Origin of the sequence: Microvirga sp. Mcv34, assembly GCF_024519725.1 — a bacterium.
In the GTDB taxonomy this organism is placed as follows: Bacteria; Pseudomonadota; Alphaproteobacteria; order Rhizobiales; family Beijerinckiaceae; genus Microvirga.
Genome location: NZ_JALJRK010000090.1, coordinates 1 through 16,800, shown reverse-complemented (window position 1 = coordinate 16,800; position 16,800 = coordinate 1). Strand labels below are relative to the sequence as shown.

At 63.9% G+C, this 16,800-nt stretch carries 16 protein-coding genes; 10 read left to right on the top strand and 6 right to left on the bottom strand.

Annotation, left to right across the window (positions count from 1 at the left end; all coding sequences use genetic code 11):
- From OC446_RS25765 to OC446_RS25755, 3 genes are all read left to right on the top strand, one after another.
- A partial coding sequence (locus OC446_RS25765) for an ATP-binding protein (RefSeq protein WP_262031852.1) occupies positions 1-1,096 on the top strand: 1,096 nt, incomplete at its 5' end.
- A gap of 414 nt (positions 1,097-1,510) precedes the next feature.
- Positions 1,511-1,774 (top strand): hypothetical protein, encoded by a 264-nt coding sequence (locus OC446_RS25760; RefSeq protein WP_181054757.1) that lies wholly within the window; start codon positions 1,511-1,513, stop codon positions 1,772-1,774.
- Between the two features lie 23 nt (positions 1,775-1,797).
- Positions 1,798-1,920 (top strand): hypothetical protein, encoded by a 123-nt coding sequence (locus OC446_RS25755; RefSeq protein WP_262031851.1) that lies wholly within the window; start codon positions 1,798-1,800, stop codon positions 1,918-1,920.
- Between the two features lie 23 nt (positions 1,921-1,943).
- Here OC446_RS25755 and OC446_RS25750 read toward each other — a convergent pair whose 3' ends face one another.
- A complete protein-coding gene (locus OC446_RS25750) occupies positions 1,944-3,278 on the bottom strand; it encodes a ferric reductase-like transmembrane domain-containing protein (RefSeq protein WP_181054756.1) in 1,335 nt (444 codons plus the stop codon).
- Positions 3,279-3,293: 15 nt separating this feature from the next.
- Here OC446_RS25750 and OC446_RS25745 point away from each other — a divergent pair, with 15 nt between their 5' ends.
- The 3 genes from OC446_RS25745 to OC446_RS25735 all read left to right on the top strand — a co-directional run bounded on the left by OC446_RS25745 (position 3,294) and on the right by OC446_RS25735 (position 6,617).
- On the top strand, positions 3,294-4,883 hold the full coding sequence (locus OC446_RS25745; protein WP_262031850.1) for a sensor histidine kinase: 1,590 nt from the start codon (positions 3,294-3,296) through the stop codon (positions 4,881-4,883).
- Between the two features lie 182 nt (positions 4,884-5,065).
- Positions 5,066-5,761, top strand: a complete 696-nt coding sequence (locus OC446_RS25740) for a VIT family protein (protein WP_181054754.1) — start codon at positions 5,066-5,068, stop codon at positions 5,759-5,761.
- 721 nt (positions 5,762-6,482) lie between these two features.
- Positions 6,483-6,617 (top strand): hypothetical protein, encoded by a 135-nt coding sequence (locus tag OC446_RS25735; protein ID WP_262031849.1) that lies wholly within the window; start codon positions 6,483-6,485, stop codon positions 6,615-6,617.
- Between the two features lie 83 nt (positions 6,618-6,700).
- On the opposite strand, the gene OC446_RS25730 is transcribed toward OC446_RS25735, so the two are convergent.
- The 4 genes from OC446_RS25730 to OC446_RS25715 are packed head-to-tail and all read right to left on the bottom strand — an operon-like array spanning position 6,701 to position 10,030.
- Positions 6,701-7,906, bottom strand: a complete 1,206-nt coding sequence (locus OC446_RS25730) for an acetate/propionate family kinase (RefSeq protein WP_181054753.1) — start codon at positions 7,904-7,906, stop codon at positions 6,701-6,703.
- Entirely contained in the window at positions 7,903-9,327 is a 1,425-nt protein-coding gene (locus OC446_RS25725; protein ID WP_181054752.1) for a bifunctional enoyl-CoA hydratase/phosphate acetyltransferase, read from the bottom strand. Before OC446_RS25725 ends, OC446_RS25730 begins: the two co-directional genes overlap by 4 nt.
- Positions 9,324-9,524 carry a hypothetical protein gene (locus OC446_RS25720; protein WP_181054751.1) on the bottom strand — a complete coding sequence of 67 codons (201 nt, stop codon included), beginning with the start codon at positions 9,522-9,524 and terminating at the stop codon, positions 9,324-9,326. Before OC446_RS25720 ends, OC446_RS25725 begins: the two co-directional genes overlap by 4 nt.
- A 59-nt stretch (positions 9,525-9,583) precedes the next feature.
- Entirely contained in the window at positions 9,584-10,030 is a 447-nt protein-coding gene (locus OC446_RS25715; protein ID WP_262031848.1) for a CreA family protein, read from the bottom strand.
- 263 nt (positions 10,031-10,293) lie between these two features.
- Between OC446_RS25715 and OC446_RS25710 the strand changes: the two genes are divergently transcribed.
- The 4 genes from OC446_RS25710 (at position 10,294) to adhP (ending at position 16,385) form a co-directional block, all read left to right on the top strand.
- On the top strand, positions 10,294-11,373 hold the full coding sequence (locus tag OC446_RS25710; RefSeq protein WP_410055142.1) for an HlyD family secretion protein: 1,080 nt from the start codon (positions 10,294-10,296) through the stop codon (positions 11,371-11,373).
- The gene (gene rbbA, locus OC446_RS25705; protein ID WP_410055141.1) at positions 11,358-14,135 is read left to right on the top strand and encodes a ribosome-associated ATPase/putative transporter RbbA; all 2,778 of its coding nucleotides are present in this window, start codon (positions 11,358-11,360) and stop codon (positions 14,133-14,135) included. Before OC446_RS25710 ends, rbbA begins: the two co-directional genes overlap by 16 nt.
- Positions 14,136-14,138: 3 nt before the next feature.
- Entirely contained in the window at positions 14,139-15,260 is a 1,122-nt protein-coding gene (locus tag OC446_RS25700; protein ID WP_181054748.1) for an ABC transporter permease, read from the top strand.
- Between the two features lie 99 nt (positions 15,261-15,359).
- Positions 15,360-16,385 carry an alcohol dehydrogenase AdhP gene (adhP, locus tag OC446_RS25695; RefSeq protein ID WP_181054747.1) on the top strand — a complete coding sequence of 342 codons (1,026 nt, stop codon included), beginning with the start codon at positions 15,360-15,362 and terminating at the stop codon, positions 16,383-16,385.
- A gap of 215 nt (positions 16,386-16,600) precedes the next feature.
- On the opposite strand, the gene OC446_RS25690 is transcribed toward adhP, so the two are convergent.
- Positions 16,601-16,800, bottom strand: a 200-nt coding sequence (locus tag OC446_RS25690; RefSeq protein WP_262031846.1) for a hypothetical protein, incomplete at its 5' end; no start/stop codon positions are given.

The following is a 16,800-nucleotide window of genomic DNA, read 5'->3' as shown; positions in this document are numbered from 1 at the left end:
CTTCAACAACCTGCTCACCGTCATTCTCGGCAATCTCGAGATGCTCGAGATGCGGCTGACGGACGGACATCCGACGGATCCCGTCCAAGCGGAACTGGCCAGGGAGGCGCGCGAGACGGCCGAGCATGGCGCCCGGCTCACCGAGAGCCTGCTGGCCTTCGGGCGTCGGCAGCCGCTGCAGCCCAGGCTCACGGATGTCGGGATGCTGGTCGGGGAGATGACCCCGCTGCTGCGGCGGACCTTGGGCGAGACGGTGAGGGTGACAGGCCGGTCCGACAACGACCTCTGGCCGGTCCTGGTCGATCCGAGCCAGCTGCAGAACGCGCTCCTGAACCTGGCCATCAACGCCCGCGATGCCATGCCGGGCGGCGGGCGCTTGACGATCACGGCCGAGAACACCGAACTTGATGCGGACTACGCCCGCATGCATCCGGAGGTGCGAGCGGGACGCTACGTCCTGATCGCCATCACCGACACCGGCACGGGCATGCCCCGGGACGTGCAGGAGCGGGCTTTCGAGCCCTTTTTCACCACCAAGGAGGTCGGCGCGGGCAGCGGGCTCGGCCTGTCGATGGTCTACGGCTTCGTCAAGCAGTCGGGCGGGCATGTGGCGATCTACAGCGAGCCCGGCCATGGCACGACGATCCGCATGTATCTGCCACGGGCCGCTGTGATGGACGAGGCTTTGGAGGACCATGAGCCCCAGGCGACGGCCGAGGCCTATCAGGGCCGGGGGGAGACCGTGTTGCTGGTCGAGGACGAGCCGCGGGTGCGGCGCATGACCCTGATGCGGATGCAAGCCCTTGGATACCGGGTGCTGGAAGCAGCCAATGGCCCGGCGGCGCTGGCGGTCCTCGACCAGCATCCCGAGATCGACTTGCTGTTCACCGACATGGTAATGCCGGGCGGGATGACCGGATCAGAGCTGGCGGACGCCGTGCGGGCGATGCGGCCCGAGATCAAGGTACTGTTCACCTCGGGCTATGCCGAGCCTGATGTGGTCAGGCGCGGGCAGGTCGTGGAGACGAGATTGCTCAAGAAGCCCTATACCACCCTGGAGCTGGCTCGAACCCTTCGGGAGGTGGTCGGAGGCTAGCCATCCGATGCAGGGCAGGTCCACCGGGGATCACCTCGCCTTGCAGCCGAGAAATGCCACATTTTCCCGTCGACGGTTACGAACTGTCATGGACCAGCACACACTATTACCCACGCGCTGTTCGGACGTCACACAGGCAGGCTCTTATGTTCTCGTTACCGAAGATTGAGAGTCAGCCATGAGCATCAGCCATCCCATCCAGCTTCTGAATGCAGGCAGGCGGGCGGTACTCGTGCTCCTGATCCTTGTTGGAGCAGCGGACCTTGCGATGCGATTGGCATTCACTCCAAGCATGATTCAGTTCCGGGTGGACAGAGCTATCCGCACCGCATCCAGTCCAGCCTTTTTGATAACGCCATAGCCAATTGTCCGTGCGGATGAAGAGCCTGGCCATCACCTACATGACGATCCGAAATGACAACCGATTACATTGACCGCTGCTGCGAGCAGACCGCTGCGGACATCGCCCGCTTGCAGGTCCTGAATCGGCGGCAGGCCGACTTGGCAGGGGCGCTCGCCAGCATGTTCGATGAGCAGGAGCTTCCTGCATTCCGGACCCTAGCCGGCATCGAGCGCACCACGAGGCTGCAGTGGCAAACACATGGTCGGCCCGAAGTTTCGCGCGCTTTCCAGACGATACACGGGCGCTCCGCCGCCGGTGGTCATCGCTTCACCTGACATTCTCATACGGAGCAGCTGCCATGACTGCCTCGATTCTCATGGCGATGCCGCTCGTGCTCGCAGTCGTTCTGACCGCCCTCGCGCTTGCTCAAATGGAAGCCGCGAGGGTCAAGGCCACCGGGACCCAACGGTGGTATTTCTAGGCGACCGTTCAAGACGTACGGACTTACCGCATATCGAACAACTCCTGGTGAAACCGGTCGGCGGGCAGGCCTCGCGCGGTCATTGCATCGCGCAGGGCCCGGCCAAAACCGAGAGGGCCGCAGAACCAGAGATCGGCCTCCTTCCACTCGGGCACCATCTCCTCGAGACGCTCGAGCGTGAGCCGGTCATCCTTCTGCGTCACCATCAGGAGGAACCGGACACCGGCCCGCTCGGCAAGCCGCCGGATATTGGCGATGAAGGCCTCTGAGGGCGCGCTCGTCGAATAGATCAGGTCCACGGGCTGGTTGCTCCGCTGGTCCTCGAGCGCCTGCAGGCCGGCAATGAAGGGGGTGATGCCGATCCCGCCTCCGATCCAGATCTGGCGCCCACGCTCACCGCGGAAATCAAACCGTCCGTATGGCCCTTCAACCGTCACGGCCTGACCGACGAAAAGCTGCTCCGGCAGGGAGCGGGTGTAGTCCCCGAGTCCCTTGATGCTGAACATCAGGCGCCCGTCCTTGCGCCAGGCGGACGCGATCGTGAAAGGGTGGGCGCCTTCGCCGCCGCCGAAATTCACGAAGGCGAACTGTCCGGCATGGTGCCCCGGCCAGGCCGTGGTGAGCTGGACGCCAACATCCAGAACGGCATTGTCGGTATGGTGATCGAGCGACGTGATCGATCCGACGGCGCGGCGGGACTTGCCGATGCGCCGGACCAGCGACGTGACCGCGGCGGCGGAACCGGCCGCCATGAGGAGGCCCATGACCGGTCCGACCGGCGCGGCCCAGTAGCCCGGCCCCATCAGGATGACCGAATGGAACACCAGCGCAAGATACACCGCCGCCAGCAGCCGGTGGGTGTTGAAGAAGTAGCGGTACGGAAAGCCTTTCCAGAGCGCCAGCGCCACAAGGATAAGGACGAGGTAAAGCCCCGGTTCGCCCAGCCCGGCGGCCACCTCATGCAAGTCGCGGAAGGGATCGAACCCGGAGGCGACTTCCGCCGCTCGGGCCGGGCGTTGGGGGCGCTCGAGCCAGCCCTGTCCCACCATCCAGCGCGGCGTGATCTCGAGAAGCCAGTGGACAACGCCCATGACGGCCGCGGCGATGCCAAGCCACTTGTGCAGGCGGTAGAACTTGTCGAGGCCACCAAGCAACCCTTCAATCTGAATGGGACGCGCCGCCAGGATCACCGCCGCCGACATGAAGCCGATCGCCAGGAAGCCGGTGAGGTACACCAGCGCGTTTCGGAGCGGCCAAAAGCCCCCTGTCAGGGTCGCCTCTGACAGGCTCAGCAGCCAGAGCCCCGTGATGACAACGGCGAGACCGGCGAAAGCGATCTTGATTCTGGCAACGTTCATGTCAGGCCCTGGCGCATGGTGAGGGTAGGTGGTGATCGAGGCGCCCCCCACTTAGGTAGCCGCGATTCCGCCATCGTACAGCGGCGTCGCCGTCCTAGCATCTTCGCTGTATCGAACCTTGACCAAGCGCAAAGTGCCTCGGCTGTCGTGGGCTTAGAAAGCGCGCCAGCGCATTCACCTTTGAGACTCCCGATGCCGAACGTTTCCCCGGTCAACCTGTATTTCCCAACGCAAGAACCGTCGTCTCCCGATGATACCCGCATGCTTCTGGCCCAGCAGGTGGGCGACGTTGGCATCTGGGAGTGGGACATCTCAACGGGCCGGGTGTGGTGGTCGGATCAGAATTATCGCCTGTTCGGAGTTGATGTGGGCGAACCCGTCACCCACGATGTGTTCGTCAGCTGTCTGCATCCGGACGATGTCACCTCGATCATCGCCGACACAAGGAAAGTTCTGGATGGGGCGCTGCCTTACGAAACTGAGTTCCGCGTCGTTCATCCCGATGGGGCGGTCAGGTGGATTCTCGCCCGCGCCAAGGTCGAGCACGATGCCCATGGTCTCCCCAGAAGGATCGTTGGCGTCAATTTCGACCTCACGGAGCGCAGGGTTCGGGAACTCAGCCAATGCGAGATGCAGGAGCGCCTGTGCCTTGCGGTCGAGACTGAAGATTTGGGGCTCTGGGACTGGAACATCACCACGGGCGAAGTCTGGAGCAGCGAACGTCTTCAGACCATGCTGGGCTATGAACCCGGCGAGATGAGGTCTCATATCCAATCATGGGAAAAGCTGATTCATCCGGACGATAAGGGAGAAGTGCTGCGCGGATTGGCTGCTTCTCTGGAAGGCCGGGCAACCGCTTGGAGCCAGGATTGCCGCTTGCGTGCCAAGGACGGTTCCTGGCCGTGGGTCGCGATCCATGGCCGGGTCCGGGAACATGACGGGAATGGCGCGCCTGTGCGGGCCGTCGGCACCATTGCCAATGTGACGGATCGAAAGTCGAGAGAGGCACAGCGGGAGGTGCTTGTCGGCGAACTCAACCATCGGCTCAAGAACACATTCGCGATCGTTCAGGCACTCGCCAATCTCACGGCCCGCTTCGCCGAAAGCGTGCCGGACTACCAGCAGCGATTTTCGCAGCGCCTGGCAACAGTGGCGCGCATGCAAAACCTTCGGATGGATCGAAACCACGGCACCGACCTGCGTCAGCTCCTTCGCAGTGAGCTCGAGGTCTATGACGACGCGGGTGTCAAAAGGGTAGAGCTCGAGGGACCTGACCTCGTTCTCCCGGCGCGGGTCAGTGTCTCAATCGCACTGATGGCTCACGAGCTGACGACCAACGCCATCAAGCATGGATCATTGTCGGTACCGGAGGGGCGCGTCAGCGTGACCTGGTCCATTGAACGGACCACGGGCTCTGATCGGTTGCAGCTCGCGTGGACCGAGGCTGGCGGGCCCTGCGTCGGACCACCGAAACGGAAGGGCTTCGGATCCATGCTCATCCAGAGGGCACTGACCGACGAAACCGGCGGCGACATTCGCGTCGAGTATGACCCTGAGGGCTTACGCCTTCTCCTGTCCATGCCATTGCAGGGCGCAACAGGCTGACTGATGGAACAGCAGGCCGGATCAACTCGCCCCTTCATGAAGTCGACGGCTAGCATATTGACAAGGCGAGCAAGCACGAGATCGACTCAATCCTCGAGCGCTGCATCACCGATCCGGTCCCGCACTCCGTCATGGCCCCGCCCAAGAAATGGCCCTGATCCGGAACAGAAGGCAATTCTTCCATGAGACACATCCACCCAGAAAACCATCTGATCCGGCGCATCGGTTGGCTTCGAGCCGCTGTACTGGGGGCGAACGACGGGATCACCTCGACCGCGAGCCTGATCCTGGGCATGGCTTCCGCTACGGCCTCACCTGGGAGCGTGCTGCTTGCCGGCGTGGCCGGTCTGGTCGCCGGCGCCATGTCCATGGCGGCAGGCGAGTATGTCTCGGTCAGCTCGCAGTCCGATACGGAACAGGCAGATCTCGCGCGGGAGAAGCGCGAGCTCAGGGACGATCCGACTTACGAGAAGGACGAGCTGGCCCAAATCTTTGTCGCCCGTGGCGTAGAGCCGGGCTTGGCGCGTCAGGTTGCGGAGCAGCTGATGGCCAAGGATGCACTGGCCGTGCATGCGCGCGAGGAACTGGGGATCTCGGCGCTCACCACCGCCCGCCCGGTGCAGGCCGCCTTGGCGTCAGCGGCCACGTTTTCGGTCGGGGCGGCCGCGCCCCTGCTTCTGGTGCTGGTCGCCCCGGCGGAGTGGCTGGTGCCGGTCGTATCGGCCGGATCACTGGTGTTCCTGGCCTTGTTGGGGGTTCTAGGGGCACGGACGGGAGGCGCGGGCATCGTTAGACCAACCCTGCGTGTGACCTTCTGGGGTGCTTTTGCCATGGCCTTAACAGCGGGAATAGGAGCCCTGTTCGGTACCGCCATATGAGGGAGGAAGCCTCCTCGCGGTGTCGGAGGTCGAGGCGCGGCGTTTCTCGAACGGGGCGGACCAGATGGCTTTAAGGAACTGATGCTCCGGCGACTAAGCGAGCCGAAGGCCAGGCCTTAATAATCCACGAGCGCCATCGCCGTCCCCTTGGTCCCAGCTTGGCGCCGATCATGAACCGGATCGGCTGGCGCGGGAGCGGTTCGTCCATGAACGGCACGCACTCCCCTCGGGATCACCCGGGTAATTGGGGGACCGGCACAGGGCCCGCCTGTTTGGCCAGCGCGGCGTGAAGCCGAAAAGGGTTTCTCTCTCGCGGCAAGGTCATTTGATTGAGACGAAGCGGTTCAGGGGGACTGCAAATCAGTAAGGAATTCTTGATCGTCGTCACCCAGGATGCTCCTGAAGGAAGCCAGTGATGACATCAGAGCGACGATTTCTCGAAAAAGGGCGCTGTGAAAGACTCTCCTTCAGGGATCGCTCTCTGAAGTCACGCTCGCGTATCGCAGGTTTCATGGGAGCCCTGACCATCTTATTGGCCCCAGGCCACCCAACGCGATCGGATGAGTTCGACCCGCTTGCTGTCCACCAGGAGGCAAGGCCTCTGAATGACCGATGGCAGGCCTGCGCCGCGTTATTCGTTAAAGGAAGGCTTCAGGGCCCGCGGACGCCCGAAGCGTTGGCTGAGAAAGCTCTCGATCACTGTCGGGCACAGCAGGCCGCCTTGGACCGTTTTTTCGTCGCAAAGATCGGGAAGAGGGCGGCAGAGAACGTGATGATGATCCTGCGCGACAAGTATCGGTCTGACCTGACGGCGGCCATTGAGGAGCTTCGGACGCGCGACAAGGACCGGGAGTAAGGGCGATCTCAAGGGAATTCCCATGCGCCACCCCACCCTCGTGCGATTATCAGAGCGTTGAAGGGGTGGCTCAGGAGCGTCATCTAGGACCGGGTCCCAGAGAAATTAGGCCCCGCAAGCAGCTCATTGGTCCGCAGGGCCGCGATCCATTCCTCGTTCGTAGGCTCGACCGCGACCAGGACCGGGCTGGCCTCGGCGGAGATGATCGGCCCATTGGATTGATTAGCCGAAGGGTCGAGCGCGACGCCCATGAACGCCAGATCCCGGCAGATGCGTTCCCGCAGAACCGCATTGTGTTCACCGATCCCCGCCGTGAACACGAGAAGGTCGAGCCCGCCGAGGGCGGCGGTCATCGCGCCGATCTCGCGCACGATGCGGCGGACGTAGAGCGCGAGGGCATCGCGGGCGCGGGGCTCCTCAGCCTCCCGGTCGAGCAGGACACGCGGGTCTGATGAAATTCCGGACAGGCCGAGAAGACCGGACTTGTGGTAGAGAAGCTGTCCGACGTCATGGAGCGAGATCTTCTCGATCTCCATCAGATACAGCAGGGCGCCGGGATCGAGGGCGCCGGTGCGGGTTCCCATCATGAGCCCGTCGAGGGCGGAAAAGCCCATCGTGGTCGCCACGCTCTGGAGATCGCGCATGCCGCAGAGGCTCGCGCCGCTCCCGAGATGGGCGACAATGGTCCGCCCCCGGGCGCGGCCGCCGTAGCGCTCGGCCAGCACAATCGACTGGTATTCGTATGACAGGCCGTGGAATCCGTAGCGGCGGATTCCCCGCTCCCAGGCCTCCCAGGAGAGCGGCAGCATCTGCTCGACATGGGGCAGGGTGTGGTGGAACCCCGTATCGAAGCAGGCGACCTGGGGAAGTTCGGGCTGCTCCTCCAGGAGCCGCTCCATGGCCTCAAGCGCGAACGGCTGATGCAGGGGGGCCAAGGGGATGTAGCTGCGCAGGTCCGCCAAAACCTCGGCATTCACGAGGGTCGGCTCGAAATAGCGGCTTCCGCCATGGACGACGCGGTGCGCGATGGCGCGGATCCTGTGATCGCCACGCCGCGCCTGGACCCGTCCGGCAATGTGAGTGAGGGCGGCATGGTAGGGATCCAACGGGTCGAGAGCAATCGGGGAGGGAACAACGCCGGTCTCGCCGAAGGTTGGGCTGGGTCCGGTGATGCCGTCGACCTTGCCGTTCCAGACCGGTTTACGGTTGTGTTGGACGCCATTGGTGTCGAACAGCGCAAACTTGATGCTCGAGGAGCCGCAGTTGAGGACGAGGATCAGGTCGGTCATGGAGGGCTCACTCGGTAGTGATGGGCCAGCAGCACGGCGAGGGCGCAGGACGCCAAGCGGGAATCGCGCCCGTCGGCGCGGCTGGTCAGAATGATCGGCACCTTGGCGCCGAGAGCGATGCCGGCAGAATCGGCATTCCCGAGATACTCGAGCTGCTTGGCGAGCATGTTGCCGCTTTCGAGATCGGGCACGACCAGGATGTCGGCTTGGCCCGCCACGGGCGAGACGATGCCTTTGATCTTTGCCGCAGCGGCGGAGACGGCATTGTCGAAAGCCAGCGGTCCGTCCACCACGCCGCCCGTGATCTGGCCGCGATCCGCCATCTTGCACAGGGCCGCCGCGTCGAGCGTCGCCTGCATCCGGGGGGAGACGGTCTCCACGGCGGCCAGGATGGCGACGCGGGGCTGCTTCACGCCGAGAACATGCGCCAACTCGATGGCGTTCTGGACGATATCCATCTTCTCCGGCAGCGACGGGGCGATGTTGACGGCGGCATCGGTAACGATGAACGGGCGCGGATAGGCCGGGGTCTGCATGACGAAGCAGTGGCTGACGCGCCGCTTGGTGCGAAGCCCGCTGCCCGAGGCCACCACGGCTCCCATCAGCTCGTCGGTATGGAGGCTCCCCTTCATGAGAGCTTCGACAGTACCGGACGAGGCCAGTTCGACCGCCCGTTGGGCTGCGGCATGGCTATGCGGCACGTCCTCGATGCTCATGCCGGAGAGGTCGATGCCTGCCGACGTGGCGACGCTCTCGAGGCGGGACCGCGGCGCCACGAGGACCGGGTCGATCAGGCCGGCGGCGCGGGCCTCGATCACAGCGGAGAGGCTCACCTCGTCGCACGGATGGACGATGGCGACCTTTATGGTCCCCAGCAGGCGAGCATGATCCAGAAGCCGCCCCATGCCTGAACTCTGAATCGTGAGCTTGACTTCGGGTAGGGCGCTGCGGGACCAGGTGACTTTCTCTGCCGGGGCGATGACGTCGACCGAGCCCTCGATCACGCGATCGCCGTTCTGGTTCGTGCAGTGACAGGCGAGCCGAAGTTGCCGGGTCCTGGGATCACGTGCCGTCACCTCGACCTTGAGGGCCAGGGTATCGCCGGACTGGACCGGCGAGAGAAACTGAAGCGTCTCGCCCAGATAGGTCGTTCCGGGTCCTGGCAAGCGCGTCCCCACGACGGCCGACAGGAGGGCGCCGCCCCACATGCCGTGGGCGACCATGCCATGGAGAAACGCGGCAGTAGGTTGATCGGCGTCCTGCCGGAGCGGGTCGGTTACGCCGGAAAGCAGGGCAAGAGCCCGGATGTCGTCAGCGGTGAGGGTGCGCTCGATCACGGCGGTGTCGCCGATCGCGATTTCGTCGAACGTCCTGTTGCTCAGCGTGTCCACGGGCTCGCCGGCAGGGGAGGTATCATTCATCGGTTTGTCTTTTCGGATTGGTGAGGCCTGATCTTCCAATGATCGGGCCAGAAGGCGATCACGGCGATGATCAAGGTCAGCAACAGGAGCGCCACCATCATTTGAATGACGCCGAAGTTCGTCGCGTCCTTGGCGACGAACCATCCCGTGACCACGCCGGCTACGATCAACAATCCCCGGACAACCCAGTTGAGCATTCGATCCTCTAAGTTTGTTCTGATGATAGGTCCGCAGCGAAGCGTGCAATCCTGAACCGCTACTGCGGGCGGCCCTTGGTCCAGGTCGCCTGCACGCTGTAGAGCGGCACAGTCGAGATCGACATCTTGGCACTGCCCTGCTGCACCTGACGGGTATGGGCGAGATAGACCAGAGTATTGTTCTGCCGGTCGTAGATGCGGTTGACGACCAGCTTCTTGAAAATCAGGCTTCGACCCTCGTTGAAGACCTCCTCGCCGTTGCGGTCGAGATCGATCTCGCCGATGGTGACGGGACCGGTCGTCTGGCAAGCAATCGCCGAGTTCGAGGGGTCCTCGAACCAGTTCCCCTGTTGCAATCTGTCAATCAGACTGCGTTCGAAATAGGTCAGGTGGCAGGTCACGCCTTGCACCTTGGGGTCCTGGATGGCTTCGATAACGATGTCATTCCCGACCCAGTCGGTTCTCACCTTCCCGACGACCTCGGCCTGGGCCGGAATGCTGATCATGCCCGCAACCGTGAGGACTGCCGCAGAAAGAACTCGATTCATCTTCGCAAAACTCGCTTTTCGTTCTCCGCCGGTGCCAGACTGGCGCTACAGGGCAATCAAACCCCACGAAGACCCAGATATCGATCCTTCTCCGCGGCAACCTTGATGTATATCAACGTCGGTTGACTTCCAGACCATGTAAGGGAGACTTCCGTTGTCGTGGCGGCATTACGAGGTGTCCCTGGTGGCCCTCGCCCGAAACAGGATGGACTTGAGGTATGATGAAGAAACCGAACCGTTGGCTGTTCAGGATCGGGGCCGTTATGGTTGCCGCCGCTGTTTTGTACGCGCTGTGGCAGTTCCTCCAGCCAGAAGGCTTGCCTGACGGCTTGGCCAGCGGCAACGGCCGGATCGAGGCGGTCGAGATCGACGTCGCCACCAAGACGGCGGGTCGGATCGAGGACATCCTGGTCAACGAAGGCGATTTCATTACGGCTGGCCAGATCCTCGCCCGGATGGACACCGACGTGCTTCAGGCCCAGCTCAAGCAGGCCGAGGCGCAGAAGCAGCAGGCCGTCGTCAGCATCGAGACCGCCCGTCATCAGGTGGTCCAGCGCCAAGCCGAGCGGCAGGCGGCGGTCTCCTTGGTCGCCCAGCGCGAAGCTGAGAGAGACGCCGCCCAGAAACAGTTCGCCCGATCCGAGGAGCTCGCGTCGCGAGGAACGACGTCGCAACAGGTTCTCGACACCGACCGGGCCAAGTTCGAGAGCGCAAACGCGGCCGTCAGCGCGGCGCAAGCCCAGGTCGCGGCGGCCGATGCGACCATCGCAACGGCGGAGGCGCAGGTGATCAATGCCCAGGCGGCGGTCGATGCCGCCGCGGCCACCATCGAGAGCATCCAGGCTAACATCAGGGACAGCACCCTCCGGTCGCCCCGGGACGGGCGCGTGCAGTTCCGGGTGGCGCAGCCTGGCGAGGTGCTCGGGGCAGGCGGACGTGTGCTGAACATGGTCGACCTCAGCGACGTCTACATGACCTTCTTCCTGCCCACGGAGAGTGCGGGCAGAGTCAGGATCGGAAGCGAGGTGCGGCTCGTTCTCGACGCCGTGCCTCAATACGTCATTCCGGCCAAAGCCTCGTTCGTGGCCGATGTCGCCCAGTTCACGCCCAAGACGGTCGAAACGGCCAGCGAGCGGCAGAAGCTGATGTTCCGGGTCAAGGCACAGATCCCGCCCGAGTTGCTGAAGAAATACATCCGTGACGTGAAGACCGGCCTGCCAGGTGTGGCTTATGTGAGGATTGAAGAAGGAATGGAATGGCCGTCCAGCCTGCAGAACCTCGTGCCATGGCAGAACCAATGAACCGCGCCGCACCGATCAGTGCCGCGCCGACGTCCGTCGCCCATCTGCGGGCCATCAGCCTGGTCTACGGCAAGACACGGGCTCTCGACGACGTGAATCTCGACATCCCGGCTGGCTGCATGGTGGGCCTGATCGGCCCCGATGGCGTCGGCAAATCCAGCCTCCTTTCCTTGATCGCAGGCGCGCGGGCGCTCCAGACAGGCAGTGTCGAGGTGCTCGGCGGCGACATGGCCAAGGCGCTGCATCGGCAGGATGTCTGCCCCCGCATCGCCTACATGCCGCAGGGCCTCGGCAAAAACCTCTATCCGACGCTCTCGGTTTTCGAGAACCTCGAGTTCTTCGGCCGTCTCTTCGGCCAGGACCGGGCGGAGCGGAAACGCCGTATCGCCGATCTGGTCGAGAGCACCGGTCTGGCGCCCTTCGTCGACCGGCCCGCCGGCAAGCTGTCCGGCGGCATGAAGCAGAAGCTCGGTCTCTGCTGTGCGCTCATTCACGATCCGGACCTGCTGATCCTCGATGAGCCGACGACGGGCGTGGACCCGCTCTCGCGGCGCCAGTTCTGGGAGCTGATCGACCGCATCCGGGCGGGCCGGCCCGGCATGAGCGTGGTGGTCGCCACCGCCTACATGGAGGAGGCCGCCCGCTTCGACTGGCTCGTGGCCATGGACGAGGGACGGGTGCTCGCCACCGGCACCCCAGGGGATCTGCTCAAGCGCACCGGGACCACGGCGCTCGAGGAGGCTTTCATTGCCCTGATGCCCGAGGAGAAGCGCCAGGGTCACAGGGCCGTGACGATCGTTCCGCGCTCGGGCAGCGAGACCGAGATCGCCATCAGGGCCAAGGATCTGACCATGCGCTTCGGCGACTTCGTGGCCGTCGATCATGTCAGCTTCGAAATCCCGCGCGGCGAGATCTTTGGCTTTCTCGGGTCGAATGGCTGCGGCAAGACCACGACCATGAAGATGCTGACGGGCCTGCTGCCGGCGAGCGAGGGAGAGGCTTGGCTGTTCGGGCAGCCCGTCAACGCTCAGGACATCGAATCCAGGCGGCATGTCGGCTACATGTCGCAGGCGTTCTCCCTCTACACGGAGCTGACCGTCCGCCAGAACCTGGAGCTGCACGCCCGCCTGTTCCAGGTGCCCGAGGAGGTCATTCCCGGCCGGATCGAGAGGATGGCGGGCCGCTTCGATCTCGGCGACGTCATGGACCTGCTGCCGGACAGGCTCCCGCTCGGGCAGCGCCAGAGGCTGTCCCTCGCGGTCGCGATGATTCACGAGCCCGCGATGCTGATCCTGGACGAGCCGACCTCCGGCGTCGACCCGATCGCCCGCGACGCCTTCTGGCAGATCATGATCGACCTTGCCCGCAGGGACAGCGTGACGATCTTCATCTCGACGCACTTCATGAACGAGGCCGAGCGTTGCGACCGGATCTCGCTGATGCATGCCGGACGCGTTCTCGTCAGCGAGACGCCTCAAGCCTTGGTCGAGAAGCGTGGGGTGAGGACGCTGGAGGAGGCGTTCATCAGCTACCTTGAGGATGCCGTCGCCGAAACTCAGGCAGGCGCTGCGCCGATGGCGCAGGAAAAGGCCCTGCCGAGGCAACCGGAACCGGTCGTCCCAGTCGGCCACTCCGGCCAGAAGGCGGCAGGGCGGTTTTTCAATCCCCGCCGCATGTTCAGCTACATGATGCTCGAGGCGCTTGAGCTCCGCCGTGATCCGATCCGGGCCACGCTGGCGCTTCTCGGCAGCATCCTTCTCATGTTCATCATGGGCTACGGCATCAGCATGGACGTCGAGGATCTCTCCTTCGCCGTTCTGGACCGGGACCAGACCACGGTCAGCCGCGACTACACGCTCAATCTCGCCGGATCTCGCTACTTCATCGAGCATGCGCCGATTACGGATTACGACGATCTCGATCGGCGCATGCGCGCAGGCGAACTCACCCTGGCTCTCGAGATCCCGCCCGGCTTCGGACGCGACATCGCGCGGGGACGGCAGGTTCAGATTGGAGCCTGGATCGACGGCGCCATGCCGATGCGAGCCGAAACCGTCAGTGGATACGTGCAGGGCATGCATAGCCAATGGCTGGCCTCGAAGATCGAAGCGGCAAGTCCCGTGACCATCGAGACCCGCTTCCGCTACAACCCCGATGTTGAGAGTTTGAAGGCCATGGTGCCGGCGGTCATCCCGATCCTGTTACTGTTGATCCCGGCCATGCTCGCTGCCCTCAGCGTCGTGAGGGAGAAGGAGCTCGGCTCGGTCGTGAACCTCTACGTCACGCCCGTCACCAAGCTGGAATTCCTGCTCGGCAAGCAGCTGCCCTATGTCGGGCTGGCCATGCTCAACTTCCTGCTGCTGACCGTGCTGGCGGTCACGGCCTTCGGCGTGCCGCTCACCGGCAGCGTCCTGACGCTCGCGCTGGGGGCCGTGGCCTATACGTATGCGGCGACCGCCATGGGCCTGCTCATGTCGTCCTTCATGCGCAGCCAGATCGCGGCGATCTTCGGTACCGCCATCGCGACTCTCATCCCAGCGGCACAGTATTCTGGCATGATTGATCCGGTTTCCTCGCTAGAGGGAGTGGGGGCGTTCATCGGACGGATCTATCCGACCACCCATTTCCTGACCATCTCGCGTGGCACCTTCTCGAAGGGCTTGGGGTTCTGGGATCTGCAGGCCTCCTTCTGGCCTCTGCTGATCGCCATGCCGGTGCTCATCGGGGCAAGCGTGATGCTCCTGAGGAAGCAGGAGACCTGACCGATGCGGTGGGCCAATATCTTCAATCTCGGCATCAAGGAACTGCGCAGTCTCGCCCGCGATCCGATGATGCTGTTTCTTGTCGTCTATTCCTTCACCGCAGCCGTCTACACCGCCGCCACCGCGATGCCCGAGACACTCAACCGGGCGCCGATCGCCATCGTCGACGAGGATCGCTCACCGCTCTCGGCCCGCCTCGTCGGGGCGTTCTACCCGCCGTCTTTCGTCGCGCCGAAACTGATCACCGCGGCCGAGATGGACGCCCGGATGGACGCGGGGCTGGATACCTTCGCGCTCGACATTCCGCCCAACTTCCAGCGGGACGTCCTGGCCGGCCGCCAACCCACGATTCAGCTCAATGTGGATGCGACCCGCATGAGCCAGGCCTTCACCGGAAGCGGCTATATCCAGCAGATCGTCGGCGGCGAGGTGAATGCGTTCGCTCAACGCTATCGCGCGGCGCAGGTCCTGCCGGTCGATCTCGCGCTGCGGGCACGGTTCAACCCCGAGCTGAACAAGGGCTGGTTCGGCGCGGTGATCCAGGTCATCAACCAGGTCACGATGCTGTCGATCATCCTGACCGGGGCGGCGCTGATCCGCGAGCGGGAGCACGGCACCATCGAGCATCTGCTGGTGATGCCGGTCACGCCAGCCGAGATCATGACCGGGAAAATCTGGTCCATGGCCCTGGTGGTTCTCGCCGCCTGCGCCTTCTCCCTCGCGTTTGTCGTCCAAGGGCTGCTGTCAGTTCCGATCGAAGGCTCGGTCGCGCTGTTCCTGGCTGGTGCGGCCCTGCACCTGTTCGCCACTACGTCTATGGGCATCTTCATGGGAACGGTGGCCCGCTCCATGCCGCAGTTCGGCATGCTGCTGATTCTGGTCCTGATTCCGATGCAGATGCTCTCGGGCGGCATGACGCCGCGCGAGAGCATGCCGGAGCTGGTTCAGTATGTGATGCTCGCGGCGCCGACAACACACTTCATCTCGTTGGCCCAAGGAATCCTGTACCGCGGGGCGGGTCTGGACGTGGTCTGGCCGCAGTTTCTCGCGTTGGCGGCCATTGGGGCTGTCCTGTTCAGCCTCTCATTGGCAAGGTTCCGGACGACCATCACCGACATGGCTTAACCCATGAGCCATCAGGGCAGCGACGAGCCCGTCTTGTTTCCAATCCAGGTCATCTCATCGCCCGGGGCATATCAGGACCATTCAAAGAAGGAAAAACACATGACCACGATGATGAAGGCAGCCCTGGTTAGGGAGTTCGGACGACCGCTGGCGATCGAGGAGGTGCCGGTGCCCGAGCCACGCCCCGATCAGATCCTCGTTCGCATCGCGGCCACCGGTGTGTGCCACACCGATCTTCATGCGGCCCGCGGCGACTGGCCGGTCAAGCCCAAACCGCCGTTCATTCCAGGTCATGAGGGCGTCGGCATCGTGGCGGCGGTCGGTCGTGACGTGAAGCGCGTCCGGGAAGGGGATCGGGTCGGTATTCCATGGCTGCATACGGCCTGCGGCTACTGCCCCCATTGCCGCACTGGGTGGGAAACCCTGTGTGGTTCGCAGCAGAACACGGGCTATTCCGTCAACGGCAGCTTCGCCGAATACGCGGTGGCCGACCCGAACTATGTCGGCCGCCTGCCGGACACCCTCGACTTCGGCCCGGCGGCGCCCGTGCTCTGCGCCGGGGTCACCGTTTACAAGGGCCTGAAGGAGACCGAAGTGAAGCCCGGCGAATGGGTGGTGATCTCTGGCATCGGCGGCCTTGGCCACATGGCCGTGCAATATGCCAAAGCCATGGGCATGCGGGTGGCGGCCATTGATGTTCATCCCGAGAAGCTCAAGCTCGCCAGGACGCTCGGGGCCGAGATCGCGATCAACGCTCGTGAGGCGGATCCGGTGCACGAGCTACAGAAGACCATTGGCGGAGCCCATGGCGTGCTCGTCACCGCCGTGTCGCCCGCGGCCTTCGAGCAGGCCTTCGGTGTGTTGCGCCCCCACGGCACCATGGCGCTGGTCGGCCTACCACCCGGCAAGTTCGCCATGCCGATCTTCGACACGGTCTTGAAGCGCATCACGGTGCGCGGGTCCATTGTCGGCACGCGTCAGGACCTCGAAGAAGCGCTGGATTTTGCCGGTCAGGGTGCGGTCGCGGCCCACTTCTCGTGGGACAAGCTCGAGAACATCAATCAGATCTTCGAGCGCATGGAAGCCGGCCAGATCGACGGGCGGATCGTCCTGCAAATGCAATGACTCCGGAAAGGTGCGCGGCCCCATTGGCGTCTTCCGCAGATTGTGTCGAGGGTTGAACCGTCGACACAAATCCACGGCAGAGAATGCGAATGACCAGGTCCGAACCAGCATCGCCCCTGGGGTCGGCACTGAACCGAGATTGCGATACGCCGACAGCCGAAAGTTTGGATGGTCGGTTCTGGGTTCGCTCCGTGGAGGGGCGCTTGGCTCACCTCTCAAACGGGGCGCCAGGGGTCTCCAGTCAGGAAACCGCCCGGCGGTTGGCTGACATGGGTCGGAACATCGCCGTCGAGCCCATGCGCCGCAGGCTTCTCGTCAAAATTGGCAAACGCCTCGCTATGCCCGCGGCATAGAAGCCGCGGGCTGAAGGCCCTCTTCACTCCTGGCTCCTGTTCCGCGGCGATCGGATTGAGCC